The organism is Cellulomonas uda (assembly GCF_006538705.1).
Taxonomy (GTDB): Bacteria; Actinomycetota; Actinomycetes; order Actinomycetales; family Cellulomonadaceae; genus Cellulomonas; species Cellulomonas uda.
In genome coordinates, this window is record NZ_BJLP01000035.1 from 1 (window position 1) to 18642 (window position 18642).

The following is an 18642-nucleotide window of genomic DNA, read 5'->3' on the forward strand; positions in this document are numbered from 1 at the left end:
GGGGGAGTCAGGGGTGGGGCAGGAGGGAGACGAGCTGGGCGCGGGAGCGGACGCCGACCTTGCGGTAGATCGCCGTGAGCCGCGACTCCACCGCGCGCACGGACAGGAACAGCCGCGCGGCGATCTCCCGGTTGCGCAGGCCGGCGACGACGAGCTCGACGACGTCCCGCTCGGCATCGGACAGCGCCGCGACGAGGTCGGACGAGCGTGCGTCCGACGCGCCTGCACCCGACGAGCGTGCCGCCGACGAACGTGCGCCCGACGAGTGTGCGACCGACGAGCGAGCGCCCGGCTGGCCGGGCGACGACGAGCCCGGCCCGGCGGGCGACGGGCCGGCCGGTGCGCCGGGGGCGAGGGACGCGTCGTCGTCGGCCCCGACGAGGTCCCCGGCCCACCACGGCAGACCGATGCGCCGGTAGGTCGCGGCCGCGTCGTCGCGCACGCGCTCGGCGCGCTCGCCCGCCCCCATCGCGTCGAGCCGCGCGGCGAACGCGGACAGCGTGCGGGCGAGCTCGTAGTCGCTGTCCCGCGGCCCGAACATCACGGCGGCGTCCTCGAACGCGCGCACGGCCTCGTCGTCGGGCGCGAGCAGGGCCCGGCACCTCGCGAGCGCGAGCGCGGACCAGCGGGACGACGCGGCCGCGGACCGGCGCGCGAGGTCGTCGACGATGGTGCGCGCGGCGGCGGTGTTGCCGGTGCGCACGAGCACCTCGACGAGGTCGGCGTCGCACCGGTAGAGGTGCGGGCCGGGCGGGCCGGCGGAGACCATGCGGCACCGCATGAGGGCGCGGGCGGCCTCGTCGAGGTCGCCGGCGTGCAGCGCGCGCGCCCCGAGGTAGGCGTCGACGCGCGCGGAGATCGCGGGGTTGCGGCTGCCGCGGGAGATGTCGAGCAGCTCGTCCTCGCAGGCGCGTGCGCGGTCGGGGCGGCCGGTCTCGTGGAAGTACCACAGCTCGTGGAACAGCCGGTAGGGCCGGTGCACGTGGGGCAGCTCGTCCTGCTCGACGAGCGCGGCGACGGTCGCGGTCGCGGCGCGCAGGTCACCGGCGAGGCGGTCGTTGTCGGCGTCGTAGAGCCGCGTGGTGACGACCCACAGCGGGTCGACGGCCGCGGGTGACGCGAGCAGGGTGCGGAAAAGGTCGCGCGCCTCGTCGTACCGCTCGGCGTAGGTCAGGGCGCGGGCGCGGGTCATGAGCGCGGTGGTCGACGACGGGTTGGGGCCCACCTGGACGGCGACGGCGGTGCTGCGCGAGCGGGCGCGCGCGCTGGACATCGCGTCGAACAGGATCGCGGCGCTCTCGGCGACGGTGTGCGCGGGCTCGTGCGCGACACCGAGGAGGGCGTCCATGCGGGCGAGGTACTCGGCGGCACGCACGAGCTCCCACCGCTCGGTGCTGTACGTCGCGAGCAGCGCGAGCAGCAGCACGGACTCGTCGGGCGCGGAGGCGCCGTGCAGCTCGAGCGCGCGCTCGGCGAGCGCGGTGAGCAGGCTCTGCGTCGCGACGTACTCGATGCGCACGCGCAGGCTCGCGACGACGAGGCGGGAGTGCGGCGACGCCTCCTCGACGGACTCGGCGATGTCGACGTAGCGCCGCGCGATCTCCAGGTGCCCGCGGTAGAAGTACGCGGCGGCGACGACGAGCAGGTGGTCGGCCGCGCGGGCGCCGGGCTGCGCGAGCAGCAGGGAGCGCTCGACGTACTCGAACGCGACGTCGGGAGAGCCCTCGGCGAGCAGCCCGAGCGCGGCGCGGCGCAGCGCCTCGGCCGCGCGCGGGCCGGGGTCGACGAAGCTCGCGTGCCAGTCGCTCGCGTACGGGTCGCTCACGTGCTCGACGGCGCGGCGGTGGTGCTCGCGGCGGCGGCGCGCGCTCGTCGAGTGGAACACCGCGGAGCGCACGGGCTCGCGCGTGAGGCTCAGCCACGCGCCGTCGCGTGCGACCCAGCCGGCCGCGACGAGCTCGTCGACGACCTCGAGCTCGTCACCGCCGCCCAGGTCGTCGGCATGCGTGCGGGGTGCGAGCGCGAGCCGCTCGACGAGCGCGGCCTGCGCGGGTGGGAGCTGCGCGAACCGGCGCACGACGTGCTCGACGCGGCCGGGCCGCAGCGGCAGCTCGAGCGGTGCGCTGCCCGCCGCCTGCGCGGGCGTGAGGCCGGCGAGCAGGTCCACCGCGTCGGCGGGTGAGCCGCCGCTGCGGTGGGCGACGACGTCCAGCACGGCGGGGTGGTGCCGCGCGGGCGCGAGGTGCCCGACGAGCGCGCGGGTGCGGCGCGCGTCGAGCGGCCCGAGCACGACCTCGTCGAGACCCCCGAGCTCGGGCGGGACGCTCTCGACGAGGAGTACGAGTCGCAGCCCGGTCCCCGCGAGCCGGCGCGCCAGGAACCCGACGACGGCACGGCTGCGCGGGTCGAGCAGGTCGGCGTCGTCGACGAGCAGCACGGTCGCGGGGGCGTCGTGCTCGTGCAGGAGCGTCAGGATGCGGTGGGCGACCACGACGACCTCGAGGTCCGGTGCGGAGCCGAGGCTCAGCGCGAGGTGCCGCCAGCGTTCGTCGTCGATCGCGTACAGCAGCGACGAGATCCCCGCGAAGGGCCACGACGACTCGGTCGGGTTCGCGCGCACGTCGAAAGCGCGCGGCAACCGCTCGACGGCCTCGCGCACGAACGTCGACCGTCCGGACCCGCGTGGGCCCCGGACGACGATCGCGATCTCCGAGGCGTCGCACGCACGTTGCACGCGCGCCAGCTCCTGCTCGCGCACGAACACGACGATCCCCCCTCGACGTCGGCCTCAGACTAGCCCGCGAAGCGGGCCCGTCCGGGGCCGACGCCGGGGTGAAACGCGTGCTCAGACCGGCACGGCGGCGGTGCGCGTGGCCGCGCGGGCGGCGTTGCGCATGAGCAGGCCGAGCATCACGGGACCGATCCCGCCGGGGACGGGCATGATCGCGCCGGCCACGCGGGCCACGTCGTCGGTGTCGACGCCGCCGCGCAGCACCGGCACCACGGTGCCGTCGTCACGCGTGGTCGTGCCGACGAGCATCGGGTTGAAGTCGATCACGGTGGCGCCCGGGCGCACCCAGTCGGCCGTGACGACCTGCGGGTGCTCGAGGCTCACGACGAGCACGTCGGCGGTGCGGGCCAGCTCGCGCGCCTGCGGGTGGTCGACGGGCACGAGCGAGAACGGCGCGGACAGCGGCAGCAACGCGGGGGCGGCGACGCGCGCGACGACGTTCGCGACGGGGTTGCTCGCCATGAGCGGCGTCTCCGTGAGCAGCACGATGGTGCTGCCCTCGACGGGGATGTCGGACGCGGCGAGCGCGAGCAGCACGGCCTCGCCGACGAGCGGCAGCACCGCGTCGTCCTCGCGGACGTTGGACGCGAGCAGGCCCGCGGAGTGCCGCGGGTGCAGGCCTTCGAGCTCCTTCTCCGGGGCGATCGCGGGCAGCACGTCGCGCACGCCGATGTGCGCGGGCAGCGGCATGAGCACCATGATCCCGTGCACGTCCGGGTCGGCGTTGGCGAGCGAGATCGTGGCGAGCAGCGTCTCGAGCGAGGTGTCCGGGCCGAGCGTGACGTCCTCGCAGTCGATGCCGTACGCGGTCAGCGTGCGCACGTGCAGGCCGCGGTTGACGGCCAGCATGGGGTTGGGGTTCTCGACGCTGACGAGCGTGACGCGCGGCCGGACGCCGGCGGCCGCCGCGGCGGCGACGGCGGGGGCGACGAGGCTGCGCTGGAGCGAGCGCCCGTCGATGAGGGTGGCGGTCATGGGACTTCCTCTCGGTGGGTGTGGGTGGCGGGGCGACGGAGGGGCGTCAGCGGCGCAGGAGCCGGGCGAGGCGCAGCGAGCCGACGATCACGGGCAGCGTCACGACGGCGCCCGCGGCGACGCACGCCGCCGTGGTGCCGGGCCGCAGGCCGCCGGCGCGCGCGGCGGACCGGGCGGCCCGCGCGGACGCGACGAGCAGGGCGGGCGCGGTGACGAGCCCCGGGTTGTACTCGCGCAGGCGCACGGCGCGCCCGACATGGCTGGCACCGTTGAGCGCGAGCGCACCGGCCGCGGCGACCGCGGCGCCCGCCCGCACCGGTCCGGGTGAGTCCTCGAGCCCGCGGGTCAGGGCCGCGACCGCGGCGGTGATCACGGCGGTCGCGAGCGCCATCCGCCGCGGCCCGTAGTCCTCCGGCTCGAGGCCGACGCGCGCGAGCACGGCCGGGTCGAACGGTGTCCCGCGGTCGCCGAACGCGATCTCCTCGGCGTTGTGCACCGCGAACACCGCGAGCATCGTCGCGCGCTCGTCGCTCATCGGGTGCCGGCCAGGGCCGCGTCGTGGTGCGCGTCGGGTGCCGCGTCGAGCACCGACGACAGCGCGCGGGCGATCGTCGCGAGCGCGTCGTCGTCGCGGAAGATCGAGTAGTGGTCGCCGTCGACGGGTGCGTACGCGACGAGGCTGCTCGCGTACCGCTGCCACTCGCGCACGCTGGTGTGCGCGATGCCGAGCCGGTCGAGCACCTCGGGCGGCTCGGGCCGGGACGCCTCGACGACGAGCACGGGGCACGTGAGGTCCGCGTCGGGGGTCCACCGCTTGAGCGCGCGGTGGTTCTCCTGCCACATCGCGAAGAACCGCGCGAGCTCGTCGCGCACGCTCGTCGGCCACGCGGGCTCGACGACCCGCTCGAGGACCTCCCGCGGGTCGCGTGCGTGCTCGACGCCGGGCCGCAGGCGCAGGCCGGGGACGAGCGCGTGCAGCAGCGCGGGGAACGCGGCCAGGTAGTCCTCGGGACCGCAGTCGCCCGAGGTGTACGCGTGCGGGGGGTGCGAATCGACCATCACGAGGTGCTCGACCTGCTCGCCCGCCTGCTCGAGCTGCAGCGCCATCTCCGCCGCGAGGTTCCCGCCGAACGAGTACCCGCCGATGAGGTACGGGCCGTGCGGCTGCGCGGTGCGGATCGCGTCCAGGTACGTCGCGGCGAGCGCGCGCATGCTCGGGCCCTGCCCGACGAGCTCGGGTGGGTAGCCGATCGCGACGATGCCGAGCCGCGGGTCGACGTGCGGGGCCAGGCCGGCGTAGCAGGTCGTCGTGCCGCCCGCGGGGTGGACCAGGTAGACGGTCCGCTCGCGCGGCGCGGTGACCCGCACGAGCCCCACGGGTGCGAGCACGTCCGCGCGGGTGGCGGCGGGCGTGCGCGCCGGCGCCGCGGCGGGGGCGTCCGACGAGGCGCGGCGCGACACGACGGTCGCCGCGAGCGCCGCGACCGTGCGTGCCTGCTCGAGGTCGGCGAACTCGAGCGTCGGCTCGACGTCGTCGCGCAGCGTCGCGAGCAGGTCGACGAGCGTGAGGGAGTCGGCGCCCGCGTCGACGAGGTCGTCGTGCGGGGCGAGCGTCGGGTGCACCAGGAGCCGGCGCGCGATGGCGAGCACCTGCTCCTGCACCGGGCCGGCGAGCTCCCCGGACGGTGCGGACGTCCCGGACGCCGCAGCCACCGCCGGCGCCGCAGCCGCCGGCACCGCAGCCGCCGTGGGCGCCGCGTCGTCGAGCCAGTGCCGCGTGCGCGCCAGCGTGCGTCCGCCCCACGGCGCGGGCCGCCGCGCGCGGTCGGCGCGCCGGCGCAGCACCACGTGCACGTTCGTGCCGCCCATGCCGAACGAGCTGACGCCCGCGGCGTCGAGCCACGGCGCGTCCACGGCGCTCGTCGGGAACGCGAAGCCGTCCGTGGCGAGCAGCGGGTTCGGCGTCGTGAAGCCCGCGAGGGGCGGGACCACGCCGCGCTCCAGCACGAGCGCCGCCTTGATGACGCCCGTGACGCCGGCCGCGGCGTCGAGGTGGCCGAGGTTGCCCTTGACCGCGCCGAGGTAGCAGGGCGCGCTCGTCGTCCCCGTACCGGCGTCCCGGGCCAGGGCCAGCGCCCGCAGCTCGATCGGGTCGCCGATCGCGGTGCCCGTGCCGTGCGTCTCGACGTACCGCACGTCGTCGGCGGTCAGGCCCGCGTCGCGCAGCGCGGCCGCGACCACGGCGCTCTGCCCGGGGACGCTTGGCGCGGGGTACCCCACCTTGTCGGCGCCGTCGTTGTTCACGGCCGAGCCCGCGACCTCGGCGTACACGCGGTCGGCGGGTGCGTGCGACGTCCGCGTGAGGACCACCGCCGCGGCGCCGTGCGCCTTGACCGTCCCGTCGGCGGCCGCGTCGAACGGCCGGCACGTGCCGCGAGCGCTGAAGATGCTGCCCGCGCGGTGCAGGTACCCGCCCAGGTGCGGCAGGGACACGGACACGCCGCCGACGACCGCGACGTCGCACTCGCCCGCGAGCAGCGCGGCGCGGGCGAGGTGCACCGCGAGCAGCGAGCTCGAGCACGCGGACTGCACGACGACCGAGGGTCCGGTCAGGCCGAGCGCGTAGCTCGTCCGCGTGCACAGGAAGTCCTTGTCGTTCGCGAGCATCGCGGAGAAGTTCAGGTCGGTGGCGTCCCACAGCCCGGCGCGGGTCACGGGCCCCGGCAGGTACGTGCTGCTGCTGGACGAGCCGAACACGCCCACGCGCAGCGCGCGCAGGTCGCCGTCGAGGCCCGCGTCGTCCAGCGCCTGCCGCACGGTCTCGAGGAACACGCGCTGCTGCGGGTCCATGAGCGCGGCGTCGCGTGCGCTGATGCCGAACGCGTCGGCGTCGAACGCGGCGACGTCACGCAGCGCCGACCGCACGGGCACGAACGCGGAGTCGGCGAGCTGCTCGTCGCGGTACCCCGCCTGGTGCGAGTCCTCGCGGGGCACCTGCTCGAACGTCGTGCGCCCGTGCACGGTGAGGTCCCAGAACGCGTCGGGGTGGTCGGCGCCGGGCACGCGCAGCGCGACGCCGACGACGCTCACGGTGTCTCGGTGCTGCTCGCGGTGGTCCCGCTGCTCGGGTCGGGCGTGGTCGCGGGGGGTGGGCTGCGTGGTCATGGCGGGCTCCCGTTCGTGTGGTCGGGTCAGCGGGTCGCGCGGCTCGAGACGAAGTCCGCGAGCTCGGCGGGCGTGGCGTGCTCGAACAGGTCGACGAGCGTGACGTCGGAGAGCCCGAGGCCGGTGCGCAGGCGCTCGTGCACCTGCATGACGTGCATCGAGGTGCCCCCGACGTCCATGAACCGGTCGTGCGGGCGCACCCGCCCGGCGCCGATGACGTCCTCCCACACGCGGGCGATGCGGTGCGCGAGATCGTCGGCGTCCTCGTCGGCGGCCGCGCTGGTTCCTGTGCCGGTTCCTGTGCCGGCGCCCGCACCCGCCGCCCCGGGGTGTGCCGCGTCGGCGCGGGACGCGGCCGGCGCGGGCAGGCGGTCCAGGTCGGGCTTGCCGTTCTGGTTGGTCGGGATCGCCGCCACGGGCACGATCGCGGCGGGCACCATGTACGCGGGCAGGCGCTCGGCGAGCGCGCGACGCAGCGCGCCGACCGCGTCGTCGTCGAGCGTCCGGCCCGGCGCGGGCACCACCCACGCCGCGAGGAACGGCTCGGTGCCCGCGGGGGCGAGCAGCCGCACGACGGCCGCGCCGACGCCGGCGTCCGCGGTGAGCGCGGACGTCACCTCGCCGAGCTCGATGCGGTACCCGCGCAGCTGCACCTGGTCGTCGACGCGGCCCACGTAGACGAGCTCGCCGTCACCGTCGCGCCGCACCCGGTCGCCCGTGACGTACGCGCGCTCGCGGCGGCCGTCGACGACGACCGTGCGGAAGCGCTCCGCGGTCAGGTCGGGCCGGCCCAGGTACCCCTGCGCGAGGCCCGCGCCCGTGACCAGCAGCTCACCGCTCACCCCGGGCGGGCACAGGCGGCCGAACGGGTCGACGACCACGGCGCCCAGGTGCGCGAGCGGCTCGCCGATGAGGCTGCGCACCTGCGTGCGCGCCTCGGTGGGGGTGATCTCGCGGGCCGTGACGTGCACGGTCGTCTCGGTGATGCCGTACATGTTGACGAACCGCGTGCCGGCGCCGACGTGGTCGAGCCACGGGCGCAGGTCCTGCGGGTACAGGGCCTCGCCGCCGAACACCGCGAGCCGCACGTCCGGCAGCGTCGTGCCGGCACGGACGAGCACGTCGGACAGGCGGCGGAACGCGGACGGGGTCTGGTTGAGCACCGTGACGCGCTCGCGGGCGAGGAACGCGGCGAACGCCTCGGGGTTGGCGACCTCGTCCCCCTGCGGCACGACGAGGCACCCGCCGCGGGTCAGCGGGCCGAGCACCTCCCACACGCTGAAGTCGAACGCGAGGGAGTGGAACAGGCACCACCGGTCGCTCGGCTCGTGCGGGACGGCGTCGAGCGCCGCGTCCAGGAGCGCGGTCACGTTGTCGTGCCGCACGACGACGCCCTTCGGCTCACCCGTGGAGCCCGACGTGAAGATCACGTACGCGAGGTCGGTGCCGCGCCGGGGGGCGGGTGGCAGCTGCGCACCGTCGCCGCGGGTCAGCGCGAACCCGTCGAGCAGGTGGACGTCCGCGCGGCGCGCGAGCGTGTGCTGCGCGCCGGGCTCGGCGAGCACGGTCACGCGGCCGTCGAGCTCGCGGGCGACGCGCGCGTGGATGAGCTCGGCGCGCCGCGGCGGCGCGGCCGGGTCGACCGGCACGTACGTGCGGCCGGACGCCATGACGCCGAGCATCGCGACGACCGCCTCGACGCTGCGGGGGAGCGTCACGACGACGAACGGCGAGGCGCCGGCCGCGTCGAGCGCGGCCGCGGTGGCGCGCACCCGTGCGACGAGCGTCGCGTAGTCCACGTCGAGCCCACCGGCCCGCAGCGCGACCGCGTGCGGCGTGCGCCGCGCGACGTCCTCGAGGTCGTCGACGACCGTGCGGCGCGTGCCCGGGCTCGCGGGCACCTCGTCGGCGTCCGTGAGGACCACGTCGCCGATCACCGGGGCGTCGGGCGTGCGGGTCAGGGCGTCGAGCGCGGCGCGCAGCAGGCCGGGTGCGTCCGCGGCCTCGAGGTGGTCGGCCACCGCGACGTCGAGCTCCATGCGCTCGCCGTCGTCGGACGCCGTGACGGTGAGCGGGTAGGGCAGCGCGTCGCGGCGCAGCGGGACGGACGTGACGCGCGTGCCGGGCAGCCGCAGCACGAGGTTCTGCTTGTAGAACGTCACGGCGTTGTCGACGCCGTGGAACGCCCCGCCCAGCAGGTCCGCGCCGTCGGGCCCGGACAGGTCCAGGCCCTGGTTCGCCTGCAGCAGCCGGATCCCGGTGCGCACCTGCGCGGCGAGCTCGCGCCACGTCGTGGTCGCGTCGATCCGCACGGGCAGCGGGAGCGTGTTGACGAAGAACCCGATCGCGTTCTTCGCGCGGTGGCCGGCGCGGCCCGCGAGGGGGACGCCCAGCGCGACGGTCTCGCGGCCCGCGAGGCGCTGCAGCGTCGCGGCGTACGCGGTGAAGAACGTCGTCGCGGCGCCGTGCTCGGTCCACGTCTCGCTCGCGCGGATGCGCGCCGCGGTCGCCGGGTCCGGGGACCAGCGGTGGTGCGTGCCCGTGACGGGCCCGTCGCCGCGCCGCGGCTCGAGCTCGGGGTGCCGCAGGTCGTCCGCGGTCGCCAGCAGCTCGCCGTACCGGGCGACCGCGCCGGGTGACGTGGGCGTGGGCGGCACCGTGCCGGGGTGGTCGCGCAGCCCGTCGAGGACCTGCGGCCAGGCCTCGCCGGGCAGCGTGCACAGCGTCGAGATCGCGTCGACGACGCGGTAGAACGAGTACGCGTCGCCGACGAGGTGGGACGCCACCAGCGTCAGGTGGTGCACGCCCTCGCCCGGGTACACCCGGACCGTGAGCTGTTCCGGCGCGCCCGGCGGGATCGGGCCGGCCGCGATGATCGCCTCGGTCTCCAGCGCGATGCGCGCGTCGCGGTCGAGGTCGGCCACCGGGTCCGGCGCCAGCTCGACGACGCGGACCCCGGCGCTGCCCGGCCGCACGACGGCGGTCACGCCCTCGGGGCCGTGCTCGAACGACGTGCTCGCGCCGACCGCCGCGGTGAACACCGCACGGGTCGCCTCGACGAGCAGCCCCAGGTCGACCGGCTCCTCGATGCGGAACACGAACGCGAGGTCGAACGCCGTGTCGGTGGGGTTCGCCGCGTGGTGCAGGAACATGCCGCGCTGCGCGGGGGTGGCGGGGTAGCGGGACGTCACGGTCACGGTGGTGCCTCCTGGGTCGAGGGGGGTGCGTGTGCGGACGAGAGGTCAGGCGGTGGCCTCGACGAGGTCGTCGGTGCGGCTGCCTCGGCCGCCGTGCCGGCGGTCCGCGGCGAACACGGCGACGACCGCGAGGGCGACCCCGGCGCAGATCAGCGCCAGGACGGTCAGGCCGGTGCTGTAGGCGGAGATCTCGGCGGACCGCGCGGCCTGCGCGACGAGCTGGTCGCGGATCGCCGCGGCCTGCGCGGAGCCGGGCTCGGCACCCGCGGCGGCGACGGCTGACGCGATGCTCGCGCGCAGCTCGTCGGCGCCGGACGTCAGGGTGCGGGTCATCGCGTCGGCCGCGACGGTGGACAGGAACGCGACGCCGAGCGACGCCCCGAGCTGCTGGCTCGTGTTCGCGAACGCCGACGCGATGGACGAGTGCGCGGGCCCGATGCCGTGCGTCGCGGACGACATCGCGGGCGCCATGACGAGGCCGAGGCCGATCCCGGCGACGACCATGGGCGCCACGAGCGGGCCCGCGTCGGTCGTCGTGACGTCGACGCGCGTCGCGATCCACGCGAAGCCGGCCGCCTGCACCGCGGCGCCCGTGACGAACGTCGCGGCGAGCCCCACGCGCGGCACGAGCACGCGCGTCGAGACGACGGCCGCGACGACGAGGCCGCCGACCATCGGCAGGAACGCGACACCGGTGCGCAGCGGCGTGTACCCGAGGTCGCGCTGCAGGTAGAACGTCAGGTAGAGCGAGCTGCCCATCTGCGCGAGCCCGACGAGCCCGATCGTGAGGTACGAGCTCGCGCGGCGCGCGTCGGTCACGATCGACAGCGGCACCAGCGGCGCGGGCGCGACGCGCTCGCGGGCCAGGAACCCGGCACCCAGCAGCACGCCCGCGCTGAGCAGGCCGACGGTCAGCGGGTGCCCCCAGCCGAGGGTCTCCGCGCGGGAGAAGCCGAGCACCACGCAGAACACGGCGCTCGACCCGAGCAGCAGACCCGCGGCGTCCTCGAGCACCACGCCGCGGCGGGCGGGGGACGTGCCGCGCAGCCCGCGCGTCGCGAGCAGCACCGTCACGAGCGCGAGCGGCACGTTGACGAAGAAACACCAGCGCCAGCTCCCCGCCTGCGTGAGCGCACCGCCGAGCACGAGTCCCAGCGCGGCACCCGCGCCGGCGACCGCGCCGAAGATCGCGAACGCCTTGGCCCGCTCGTCCTTGCCGGGGAACGCGGTGTTCATCAGCGAGAGGTTCGTCGGCGCCATGAGCGCCGCGAACACGCCCTGCGCCACGCGCGCCGCGACCAGCAGGCCGAAGCTCGTCGCGAACCCGCCCGCGAGGCTCACCGCGCCGAACCCCGCGACGCCCAGCATGAACGCGCGGCGTGCGCCGAGGACCTGCGAGATGCGCCCGCCGACGAGCAGCAGCGAGCCGAACGCGAGCGTGTACGCGGTGATCGCCCACTGCCGGTCGGCGTCGCCGAAGCCGAGCTCGGCCTGCGCGTCGGGCAGGGCCACGGCGATGATCGTCGTGTCGAGCACGACGACCACCTGGGCCAGGCAGGCGCACAGCACGAGGGACCTGGACGACGTGCGCTGCGGTGCGGTGATGCTCATGCCTCGCTCCTGGCGTCGGGACGGGTGGGAACGCCTCGACGCTAGGAGCAGGACGGACCGGACGGAACGCCCGCGGGCCCGCTCTGTGGTCGCCGTGTGGTCGGTCTGTGGGTTGCCACATCCCCGCAGTCAGCGCGTCCGCAGCGGCCTCGCGCCGACCAGCGCGTCCAGCTCGGGGGCCACGTCCACGCCGAGCTCGCGGCGCAGCAGGGTGCGGTGCTCGTCGAGAGCGCGGTGCGTGCTTCACGACTCACGCTGGCTCGATCGCGGACCGACCTCCCCCGCGGATCACGGGCACTGCGCGTAGGAGCTCCGGCAGGATGCTCGTGCGGACGTGACCTTCGTGAGAGCCAAGGACGGTGCTCCGTACGCGCGTCTCGGGCCGGCACGGGTCCAAGAGATGCCCGACAGGGCGTCTGCAAGTCTCTGACCTGCGGAGTTGATGGAGCGGGTGACGGGAATCGAACCCGCGCTGTCAGCTTGGGAAGCTGAAGTTCTACCATTGAACTACACCCGCGCGAACCGTCCTCGGACGCCCGGAGGCGCCGAGCCGCGGTCGGCATCCGACAGCATAGCGGCCGCTCGCGACGAGTCGAACCGCGTCCCGCCCGGCACGGCCGCCCCGCGGCACACCCCCGCTCCGACCTCCCCACGCCCGCGACCCCGCGGTTGCTCCGTCTCCGGCCGCTCATACCCGGAGCGACGACGGGGTCGTCGTCGTGGTGGCGGCCGAGACCGTGGTTGCTCCGGGAAGGGGAGAGCGGAGCCGGAGGAACCGCGGGGTCGTCGGGCGGCGGGCCGGCCGGGGGGCGCGGGTCAGGGGCCGGGACGGGTCAGGGGCGGGGGGTGAGCTCGGTGACCTCGTCCGGGGGGTCGATCCGCACCTCGGTGTTCCAGCCCGTCAGGTCGGCCTCGACTGTGCCGGCGGGCTCGGCGTAGCGGCGGACCAGACCGTCCGGGCCGATCCACAGCCGCAGCATCCAGTACGGGTTGGCGACGGCGCCGCTGGTGAACCGCTCACCGGTCGCCCCGGTCGCCCGTCGGAGGTCGACGACGACGTCGAACGGCTGCGCGGTCACGCCGTCGACGGAGATCGACGCACCACCCGGGGCGACGGACGCGACCGCGTCGCGGACCTCCTCGAACCGGCGGGACAGGTCCACCACCGCGAGGTAGTCGACGTACGCGCCGACGAGCAGGTCGGCCGGGTCCTCGCGGGACGTGCGGGCGAAGCCGTCGGTCAGGCCGGGCAGGGAGGCGTACGCGTCGTCGTCGACGAGCCGCAGCTCGCTCACCGCGCCGTCCTCGTCGATCCGTCCGACGAGGTCCCAGCGGTCGCCGTGACGCTCGGCGCCACCCGTGACGACCGGAGCCTGCGGATCGAGCCGCAGCTCGAACGTGTACGTGTCGACCGCCCGCAGCGCGTCGGCGAGGTCGGCGACCACGTGCTCGGTGTCGTACCGCACGGCGACGTCCGGGAGCGGCCTCGGACCGCCCTCGTCGGCGAGGGCACCGCCGGCGAGCGCACCGGTGACGCCGCCCGCGAGCAGCCCGGTGACGGCGACGAGCGCCGGGACCCGGGACAGCGGCGGAAGGTGCACGGCCGAACTCTGTCAGCACCGGGCACGTTCGCGCAGCACCCCGACGAGGGACGGCGCGCGGGCAGGCGACGACGCGGCGCCGGCCCGGTCAGCGGTTCAGCACGAGCTCCACGTCACCGAGGTCGAGGTTCTTGCCCCGCTCGACGGTGATGACGCGGTAGGCGGCGGGCAGCGTGTACCAGTAGGGCACCTCGTCGTCGCGGGTGTGCCCGATGGAGGGTGAGAGCGTGAGGCGGTAGGTGCCGGGGTCGACCGCAGCCCCGGTGTAGAGCCCGTGGGCGGGGTGGTCCCACGAGGACGTGACCGAGCCGTGCTGCATCAGGTTGACGTTGCCGTCGAACGGGACGCCCCGGTAGTACAGGCGTACCCGCACGCTCCCCTGCCTCTCGGTCAGGCGCAGCGCGATCCTCGACCCCCCGTCGTCGATCTGCGTGTCGGTCTCCGTGGAGACCCACCCCTTCTGCCTGACGGTGACGCGCGCCGCTCCGGGTACGAGACCCCTCGCCACGAAGTCGCCGTTCCTCCCGACGGCAGCACCATGGGTGTAGTCGACGCAGTCGACGCCGCACACGACGACCTCCCGCCGCGGGTCCTGCCAGGTCCCCTTGTCGCCGCCCGTCACGTTGCCGGCCAGGGCCACGGCCGTCCTGTTCCCGCGCAGGTGCCCGGTGGTGGTGACCTTGCCCGCGCGGACCGTGACGGGCTTGCGGATCCAGAGGTCGCCTATCGAGTACACGTAGTACCGGCCGGGCGGGACGGTGAACCGGGACCGGAGGGGCTGGCGGATCCCCTTGGCGTTCGCGTCGGCCAGGTAGACGGTCCCGTCCGCCGAGGGAACGTAGATCGTCCCCTCGCGCGTGAGCGTCAGGTGGCGTGTCGTCGTCGCGCCCGAGGTGACCTTCAGCAGCGCGGAGCCCGAGGACCAGCCGTTGTCGTCCGCGCTCTCGGCGAGGCGGTAGGTGCCCACGGGCACCCGCGTGAAGCGGTAGCGACCGGTCGCGTCGCTCGTGGTGCTCCGGAGGTAGCGGCCGTCGGCGTCGGCCGACTGCAGGGTGACCTCGACGCCGGGTCGGGGCGCGTCGGACCCGACGAGGCGGCCCGTGACCGTCCCCGGAGGTGTCGCGGGCAGGCTCGTCGTGGAGCGCTCGCCCGCCCGGACCGTCACCACGTCCGACGTGATCTCGACGCCGCTCTTGAGCCACGCCTGGATGCGGTAGCGCCCGGGGACGAGATACCGGAACTGGACCTTGCCGTCCTCGATCCCCTTGGCGTGCTGGCCGCGGATCGGCGTCCCGTCGAGCCGCTGGATCCACGCGTGGGCGCTGGTGCTCTCGGCGCCTGCGACCGTGGCGCCGACCGACCCGGTCCGGTCGAGGTCGATGTCGACGGTCGCGTCGGCCGTGGCCGCGGGGCGCAGCGGGACGCCCTGCCAGGCGTAGTCCGTCCGGCCTCCCGCCCCGACGTACGCGGGCGCGAACGTCCGCGGGTCGTCGGCGCCGGTGTTGGCGGTGAGCACCCAGGCCGTCGCGTCCGTGGGCACCGGGAGCGCGTAGGTGCCGTCGGCCGAGGTGGTCGTGGTGCCGGTCCGGCCGGTGGCGGGCTCCCGCCAGGAGACCTGCACCGGACGCGGCGGGGCCTCGCCCTCCGCGGTGACGCGTCCGCTGTAGACGACGTCGTCAGCGGCCGTGGCGGGGGTCAGCCCGCCCAGCAGGAGCGCTGTGGTGGCGAGCAGGGCGCCGGAGGGTCGCAGCATGTCAGGAGTGTGGCAGCGGCAGCACGCTCCGCGCCACCATCGTGGGGTCGACCGCGGCGGGTCCCGCTACCGGCGGAACGCGACCTCGACGGTGCCCAGGTCGAGGGTCTGGCCGGGCTTCACGGTCACCGTGGTCAGCGCGCTCGGCAGGTCGTACCAGAACGGCGCGCCGACGAGCACGTTGCCCGCGGAGGCGTTCAGCGTCATGCGGTACGTGCCGGGCGCGAGGCGTGCGGCGCCCGTGTCGAGCGTGCCGCCCGTGAGCTCGCGCATCAGACCGGGCGCGTCGTTGCGGGAGAACGTCACGGTGCCCGTGACCGGCGCACCGCGGTAGCGCAGCACGCCGCGCACCCGGGCGTTCTCGGTCGTCAGGCTCAGCTGCAGGTTCGTCGTCGACGCCGTGCCGATGCGGGCGGTGACCCGGCCGGGCTGCCAGCCGGTCTGCTCGGCCTGCACGTGCGCGATGCCGGGCACGAGCCCGGTCACCCGGTAGGTCCCGTCGGCGCGGACGGTGGCCGCGCGGCCGTCGGTGCCGCCGCACAGGACGTCGCACACGGCGACGGTCCGCTTCTTCGCGCCGTCGCCCGTGTCGCCGCCCGTGACCGCGCCACGCAGGCTGACGAACGCCTTGTCCGGCCGCATGGTGCCGGCGTCGGTGACCTTGCCCGCGCGGATCGTGACGAGCGTGCGGGTCCAGCGCAGGCCGCTCGCCGCGTACACGTAGTACGTGCCGGGCGCGGCCGTGATGCGCGTGCGGTCGAGCTCGCGCACCCGGGTGCCGTCCGCCCGCGCCAGGACGACGAGCTGGTCGGGGGCGCGCACCACCAGGGCCCCTTCGCGCTCGAGCGTGAGGTCGCGCGTCGTCGTCGCACCCACCGTCACCTTGACGAGCCCGCTGCCCGAGCGCCACCCGTTGTCCTGGCCGCTCTCCGCGACCCGGTAGGTGCCGGCCGGCAGGCCCGAGAACCGGTACCGGCCCTGGGCGTCGGTCGTCGTGTCGGCCGGGGCGCCGTCACCGCTGATGGTGACGCGCACGCCGGCGACGGGCTTGCCGAACCCGAGCAGGCGCCCGGTGACGGTGCCACCCTTCGACCCGACCATCGACAGCGTGGCCTCCTGCCCCGGCCGAACCGTCACGACGTCGGACGTCGTCGCCGTGCGACCACCGCGGCTCGGCTGCAGGATCACGCGGTAGCGGCCGGGCACGAGGTCGCGGAACTGGAACGTGCCGTCGTCCTGGACGTCGCGCTGCGCGTCGTACAGGTACCCCTTGCCGTCGGCGCGCTTGAGGTCGACCCACGCGCGTCCGGGCGTGAACCCGGCCGCGGTCCCGACGATCGAGCCGCGCAGGTCGAGGTCGATGTCGACCGTCGCGTCCTGCGCCGCGTCGGGGCGCAGGTCGAGCGGCTGCCACGCGTAGTCGCTCTGCCCGTCGGCGCCGACGAACTCCGGCGCGTACGTGCGCGGGTCGCCGTACTCGTCGTTCGCGACGAGCACCCACTCGGACGCGGTCACCGGGACCGGCAGCGAGTAGGTGCCGTCCGGCGCGGTGACCACCGAGTGGTAGTCCCCGCTCGCGGGCTCGAACCAGCCCACGTGCGTCTGACCGGTGAGGGCGGCACCGGCGGCGGTCACGCGGCCGGTGTAGGTCACGTCGTCCTCGGCCGCGGCGGCGGGCGCCGTCGCAGCCGTCACCAGGGCGAACGTGACGACGCCGACGACGGCGGACTTCGAGAGCATCCGCCGATTGTTGCACTCGTCGCGTCCGCTGCGGTGCGGTTCGGCCGGGTCTGTGGACGGGAGGGCGTCAGCACGGTCACACGCTTCCTATCGCTGCAGCACGGTCCGCACGGTGCCCAGGTCCAACCTCTCGCCCGGCCGCACGGTGAACGTGCCGGGCACGTCGAGCCAGAACGGCGTGGCCGCGCCGCGCGAGCCCAGGATCCTGTCGGACGTGATCCGGTACGTCCCGGGCGCGATCCGGCCGTCCCACGTGTCGATGGAGCCGTTCTCGAGCCAGAAGGACTCGGTCACGGTGTCGCTCGTCAGGCTGACCCAGCCGGTCAACGGGACGCCGTTCGGCGTCACCAGCTTCACGCGCAGCGCGCCGCCCTGCGTGGTCAGGCGCACGTCGACCCTCGTCGACGACCCTCCCGTGACGGTCTTCTTCGTCACGGGCTGCCAGCCCTTCTGGCTCGCGGTGACCGAGACCGCCCCCGGGATGACCGAGGTGGCCACGAACGTCCCGTCCGCAGCGACGCTGACGGGCGCGGGGGTGAAGCCCGTCGGCGGGACGTCGCACATGAGGTCGCAGACGCGGACCGTCTTGGGCCGGGAGGTCGTGGACGCGCCGCCGCCCGTGATCTTCCCGCGGACGGTCACGAACGGGTGGTCCGCACGCAGCTTCCCGGTCTGCGTCAGCTTGCCGGAGCGGATCGTCACGGCGGTGCGCGACCAGCCGCTCTTCGCCTTCGTCCAGACGAGGTACTGACCGGGCGGCAGCGTCAGGCTGTGGTCGCTGAAGAGCCATCGCCGCCAGGTGCCGTCGGCGTCGGCGAGCGCGACGTCCTGCCCGCCTGCGTCGACCGTGAGCCGGCCCTCACGCACCAGCGTGAGGTCGCGGGTCGTCGTCGCGTTCGACGTGACCTTGAGCAGGCCGGAGCCCGACGTCCACCCGTTCTCGTCGCCGGACTCGCTGATGCGGTACGTGCCGGGCGGCACGTCGTCCGCGCGGTAGCGGCCCTGCGCGTCGCTCGTGAGCCTGCGGGCGAAGTACGTGCCCGCCAGGGTGACCTCGACGCCGGCGACCGGACGGCCGGACCGCAGCAGGCGACCCGTGACCGTCCCGCCGGCGCGCAGGTCGGTGCGGACCGGGATCTCGTCACCGCCGAGCACCGTCACGGTCGTCGTGTGCACCGGGGTCCAGGTCCCACCCCGGTGTACGAGGATGCGGTACCGGCCCGGGATCAGGAACCGGAACACGTAGGAGCCGTCGCGCACCCGCTTGCCGTCGACGAACGTCCGGCCGCCGTCGGCGCGCTCCAGGAAAACTTCCGTCCCCTCACCTCCGCCGGTGACCGTCCCGACGACGGTCCCCGCCGGCACGAGGTCGATGTCGACCGTGGCGTCTTCCGTGGGCGCCGGACGCAGCTCGAGGCCCTCCCAGGCGTGGTCGGTGGCGCCGTCCGCGCCCACGTACTGCGGCGCGAACGTGCGCAGGTCCTGGTAGTTGTCGTAGTACGAGCGCTCGGCCTCGTACGGGTTGGCCACCAGCACCCACTGCGACACGCGCCCCGGCACGAGGAGCGAGTACGTGCCGTCGGCCCGCGTGAGCGTCGAGGCGTTGAGCCCCGTCGCGGGCTCGTACCAGCGCACGTGCACGGGCTTGGGCAGGGCCTTGCCCGCGGCGGTGACGCGTCCGGTGTAGGTGACGGTCGTGGTGGCCGCGGTGGCGGGGGCCAGCGAGCCGGCGACGAGGGCGAGTGCGAGCGTGCCGATGACGGCGAACCTCGAGAACATCCGTGCAGTCTGGCACCCGTCCCGCCCGCC

The 18642-nt window shown here is 75.4% G+C and carries 10 protein-coding genes and 1 tRNA gene; all 11 read right to left on the reverse strand.

Annotated elements, in window-relative coordinates; genetic code table 11:
* Nucleotides 1-7: 7 nt before the first annotated feature.
* Complete coding sequence (locus CUD01_RS10815; protein WP_141321009.1) at nucleotides 8-2758, reverse strand: helix-turn-helix domain-containing protein; 2751 nt, start codon at nucleotides 2756-2758, stop codon at nucleotides 8-10.
* Between the two features lie 87 nt (nucleotides 2759-2845).
* The gene (locus tag CUD01_RS10820) at nucleotides 2846-3766 is read right to left on the reverse strand and encodes a bifunctional 5,10-methylenetetrahydrofolate dehydrogenase/5,10-methenyltetrahydrofolate cyclohydrolase (RefSeq protein WP_094181344.1); all 921 of its coding nucleotides are present in this window, start codon (nucleotides 3764-3766) and stop codon (nucleotides 2846-2848) included.
* A gap of 46 nt (nucleotides 3767-3812) precedes the next feature.
* Nucleotides 3813-4301, reverse strand: coding sequence for an HXXEE domain-containing protein (locus tag CUD01_RS10825; RefSeq protein WP_141321011.1), 489 nt, complete (start codon nucleotides 4299-4301; stop codon nucleotides 3813-3815).
* Nucleotides 4298-6931, reverse strand: coding sequence for a beta-ketoacyl synthase N-terminal-like domain-containing protein (locus tag CUD01_RS10830; protein WP_141321013.1), 2634 nt, complete (start codon nucleotides 6929-6931; stop codon nucleotides 4298-4300). Before CUD01_RS10830 ends, CUD01_RS10825 begins: the two co-directional genes overlap by 4 nt.
* Nucleotides 6932-6957: 26 nt before the next feature.
* Nucleotides 6958-10128, reverse strand: coding sequence for a non-ribosomal peptide synthetase (locus CUD01_RS10835; protein ID WP_141321015.1), 3171 nt, complete (start codon nucleotides 10126-10128; stop codon nucleotides 6958-6960).
* A gap of 45 nt (nucleotides 10129-10173) precedes the next feature.
* Nucleotides 10174-11739: an MFS transporter gene (locus CUD01_RS10840; RefSeq protein ID WP_141321017.1), complete on the reverse strand. Its 1566-nt coding sequence runs from the start codon at nucleotides 11737-11739 to the stop codon at nucleotides 10174-10176.
* Between the two features lie 443 nt (nucleotides 11740-12182).
* Nucleotides 12183-12256: transfer RNA gene (locus CUD01_RS10845), tRNA-Gly, on the reverse strand.
* 316 nt (nucleotides 12257-12572) lie between these two features.
* Nucleotides 12573-13340: a hypothetical protein gene (locus tag CUD01_RS10850; RefSeq protein ID WP_141321019.1), complete on the reverse strand. Its 768-nt coding sequence runs from the start codon at nucleotides 13338-13340 to the stop codon at nucleotides 12573-12575.
* 88 nt (nucleotides 13341-13428) lie between these two features.
* On the reverse strand, nucleotides 13429-15093 hold the full coding sequence (locus CUD01_RS10855) for an MSCRAMM family protein (protein ID WP_141321021.1): 1665 nt from the start codon (nucleotides 15091-15093) through the stop codon (nucleotides 13429-13431).
* A 66-nt stretch (nucleotides 15094-15159) separates the two neighbouring features.
* Nucleotides 15160-16833 carry an MSCRAMM family protein gene (locus CUD01_RS10860; RefSeq protein WP_094181337.1) on the reverse strand — a complete coding sequence of 558 codons (1674 nt, stop codon included), beginning with the start codon at nucleotides 16831-16833 and terminating at the stop codon, nucleotides 15160-15162.
* An 87-nt stretch (nucleotides 16834-16920) separates the two neighbouring features.
* Nucleotides 16921-18612, reverse strand: a complete 1692-nt coding sequence (locus CUD01_RS10865) for a carboxypeptidase-like regulatory domain-containing protein (RefSeq protein WP_094181336.1) — start codon at nucleotides 18610-18612, stop codon at nucleotides 16921-16923.
* Nucleotides 18613-18642: the final 30 nt, after the last annotated feature.

Bases quoted from the DNA above. Each gene is read 5' to 3' on its own strand.
- CUD01_RS10820 (WP_094181344.1), bottom strand. From the start codon at position 3,766: ATGACCGCCACCCTCATCGACGGGCGCTCGCTCCAGCGCAGCCTCGTC.
- CUD01_RS10825 (WP_141321011.1), bottom strand. From the start codon at position 4,301: ATGAGCGACGAGCGCGCGACGATGCTCGCGGTGTTCGCGGTGCACAAC.
- CUD01_RS10830 (WP_141321013.1), bottom strand. From the start codon at position 6,931: ATGACCACGCAGCCCACCCCCCGCGACCACGCCCGACCCGAGCAGCGG.
- CUD01_RS10840 (WP_141321017.1), bottom strand. From the start codon at position 11,739: ATGAGCATCACCGCACCGCAGCGCACGTCGTCCAGGTCCCTCGTGCTG.
- CUD01_RS10855 (WP_141321021.1), bottom strand. From the start codon at position 15,093: ATGCTGCGACCCTCCGGCGCCCTGCTCGCCACCACAGCGCTCCTGCTG.
- CUD01_RS10860 (WP_094181337.1), bottom strand. From the start codon at position 16,833: ATGCTCTCGAAGTCCGCCGTCGTCGGCGTCGTCACGTTCGCCCTGGTG.
- CUD01_RS10865 (WP_094181336.1), bottom strand. From the start codon at position 18,612: ATGTTCTCGAGGTTCGCCGTCATCGGCACGCTCGCACTCGCCCTCGTC.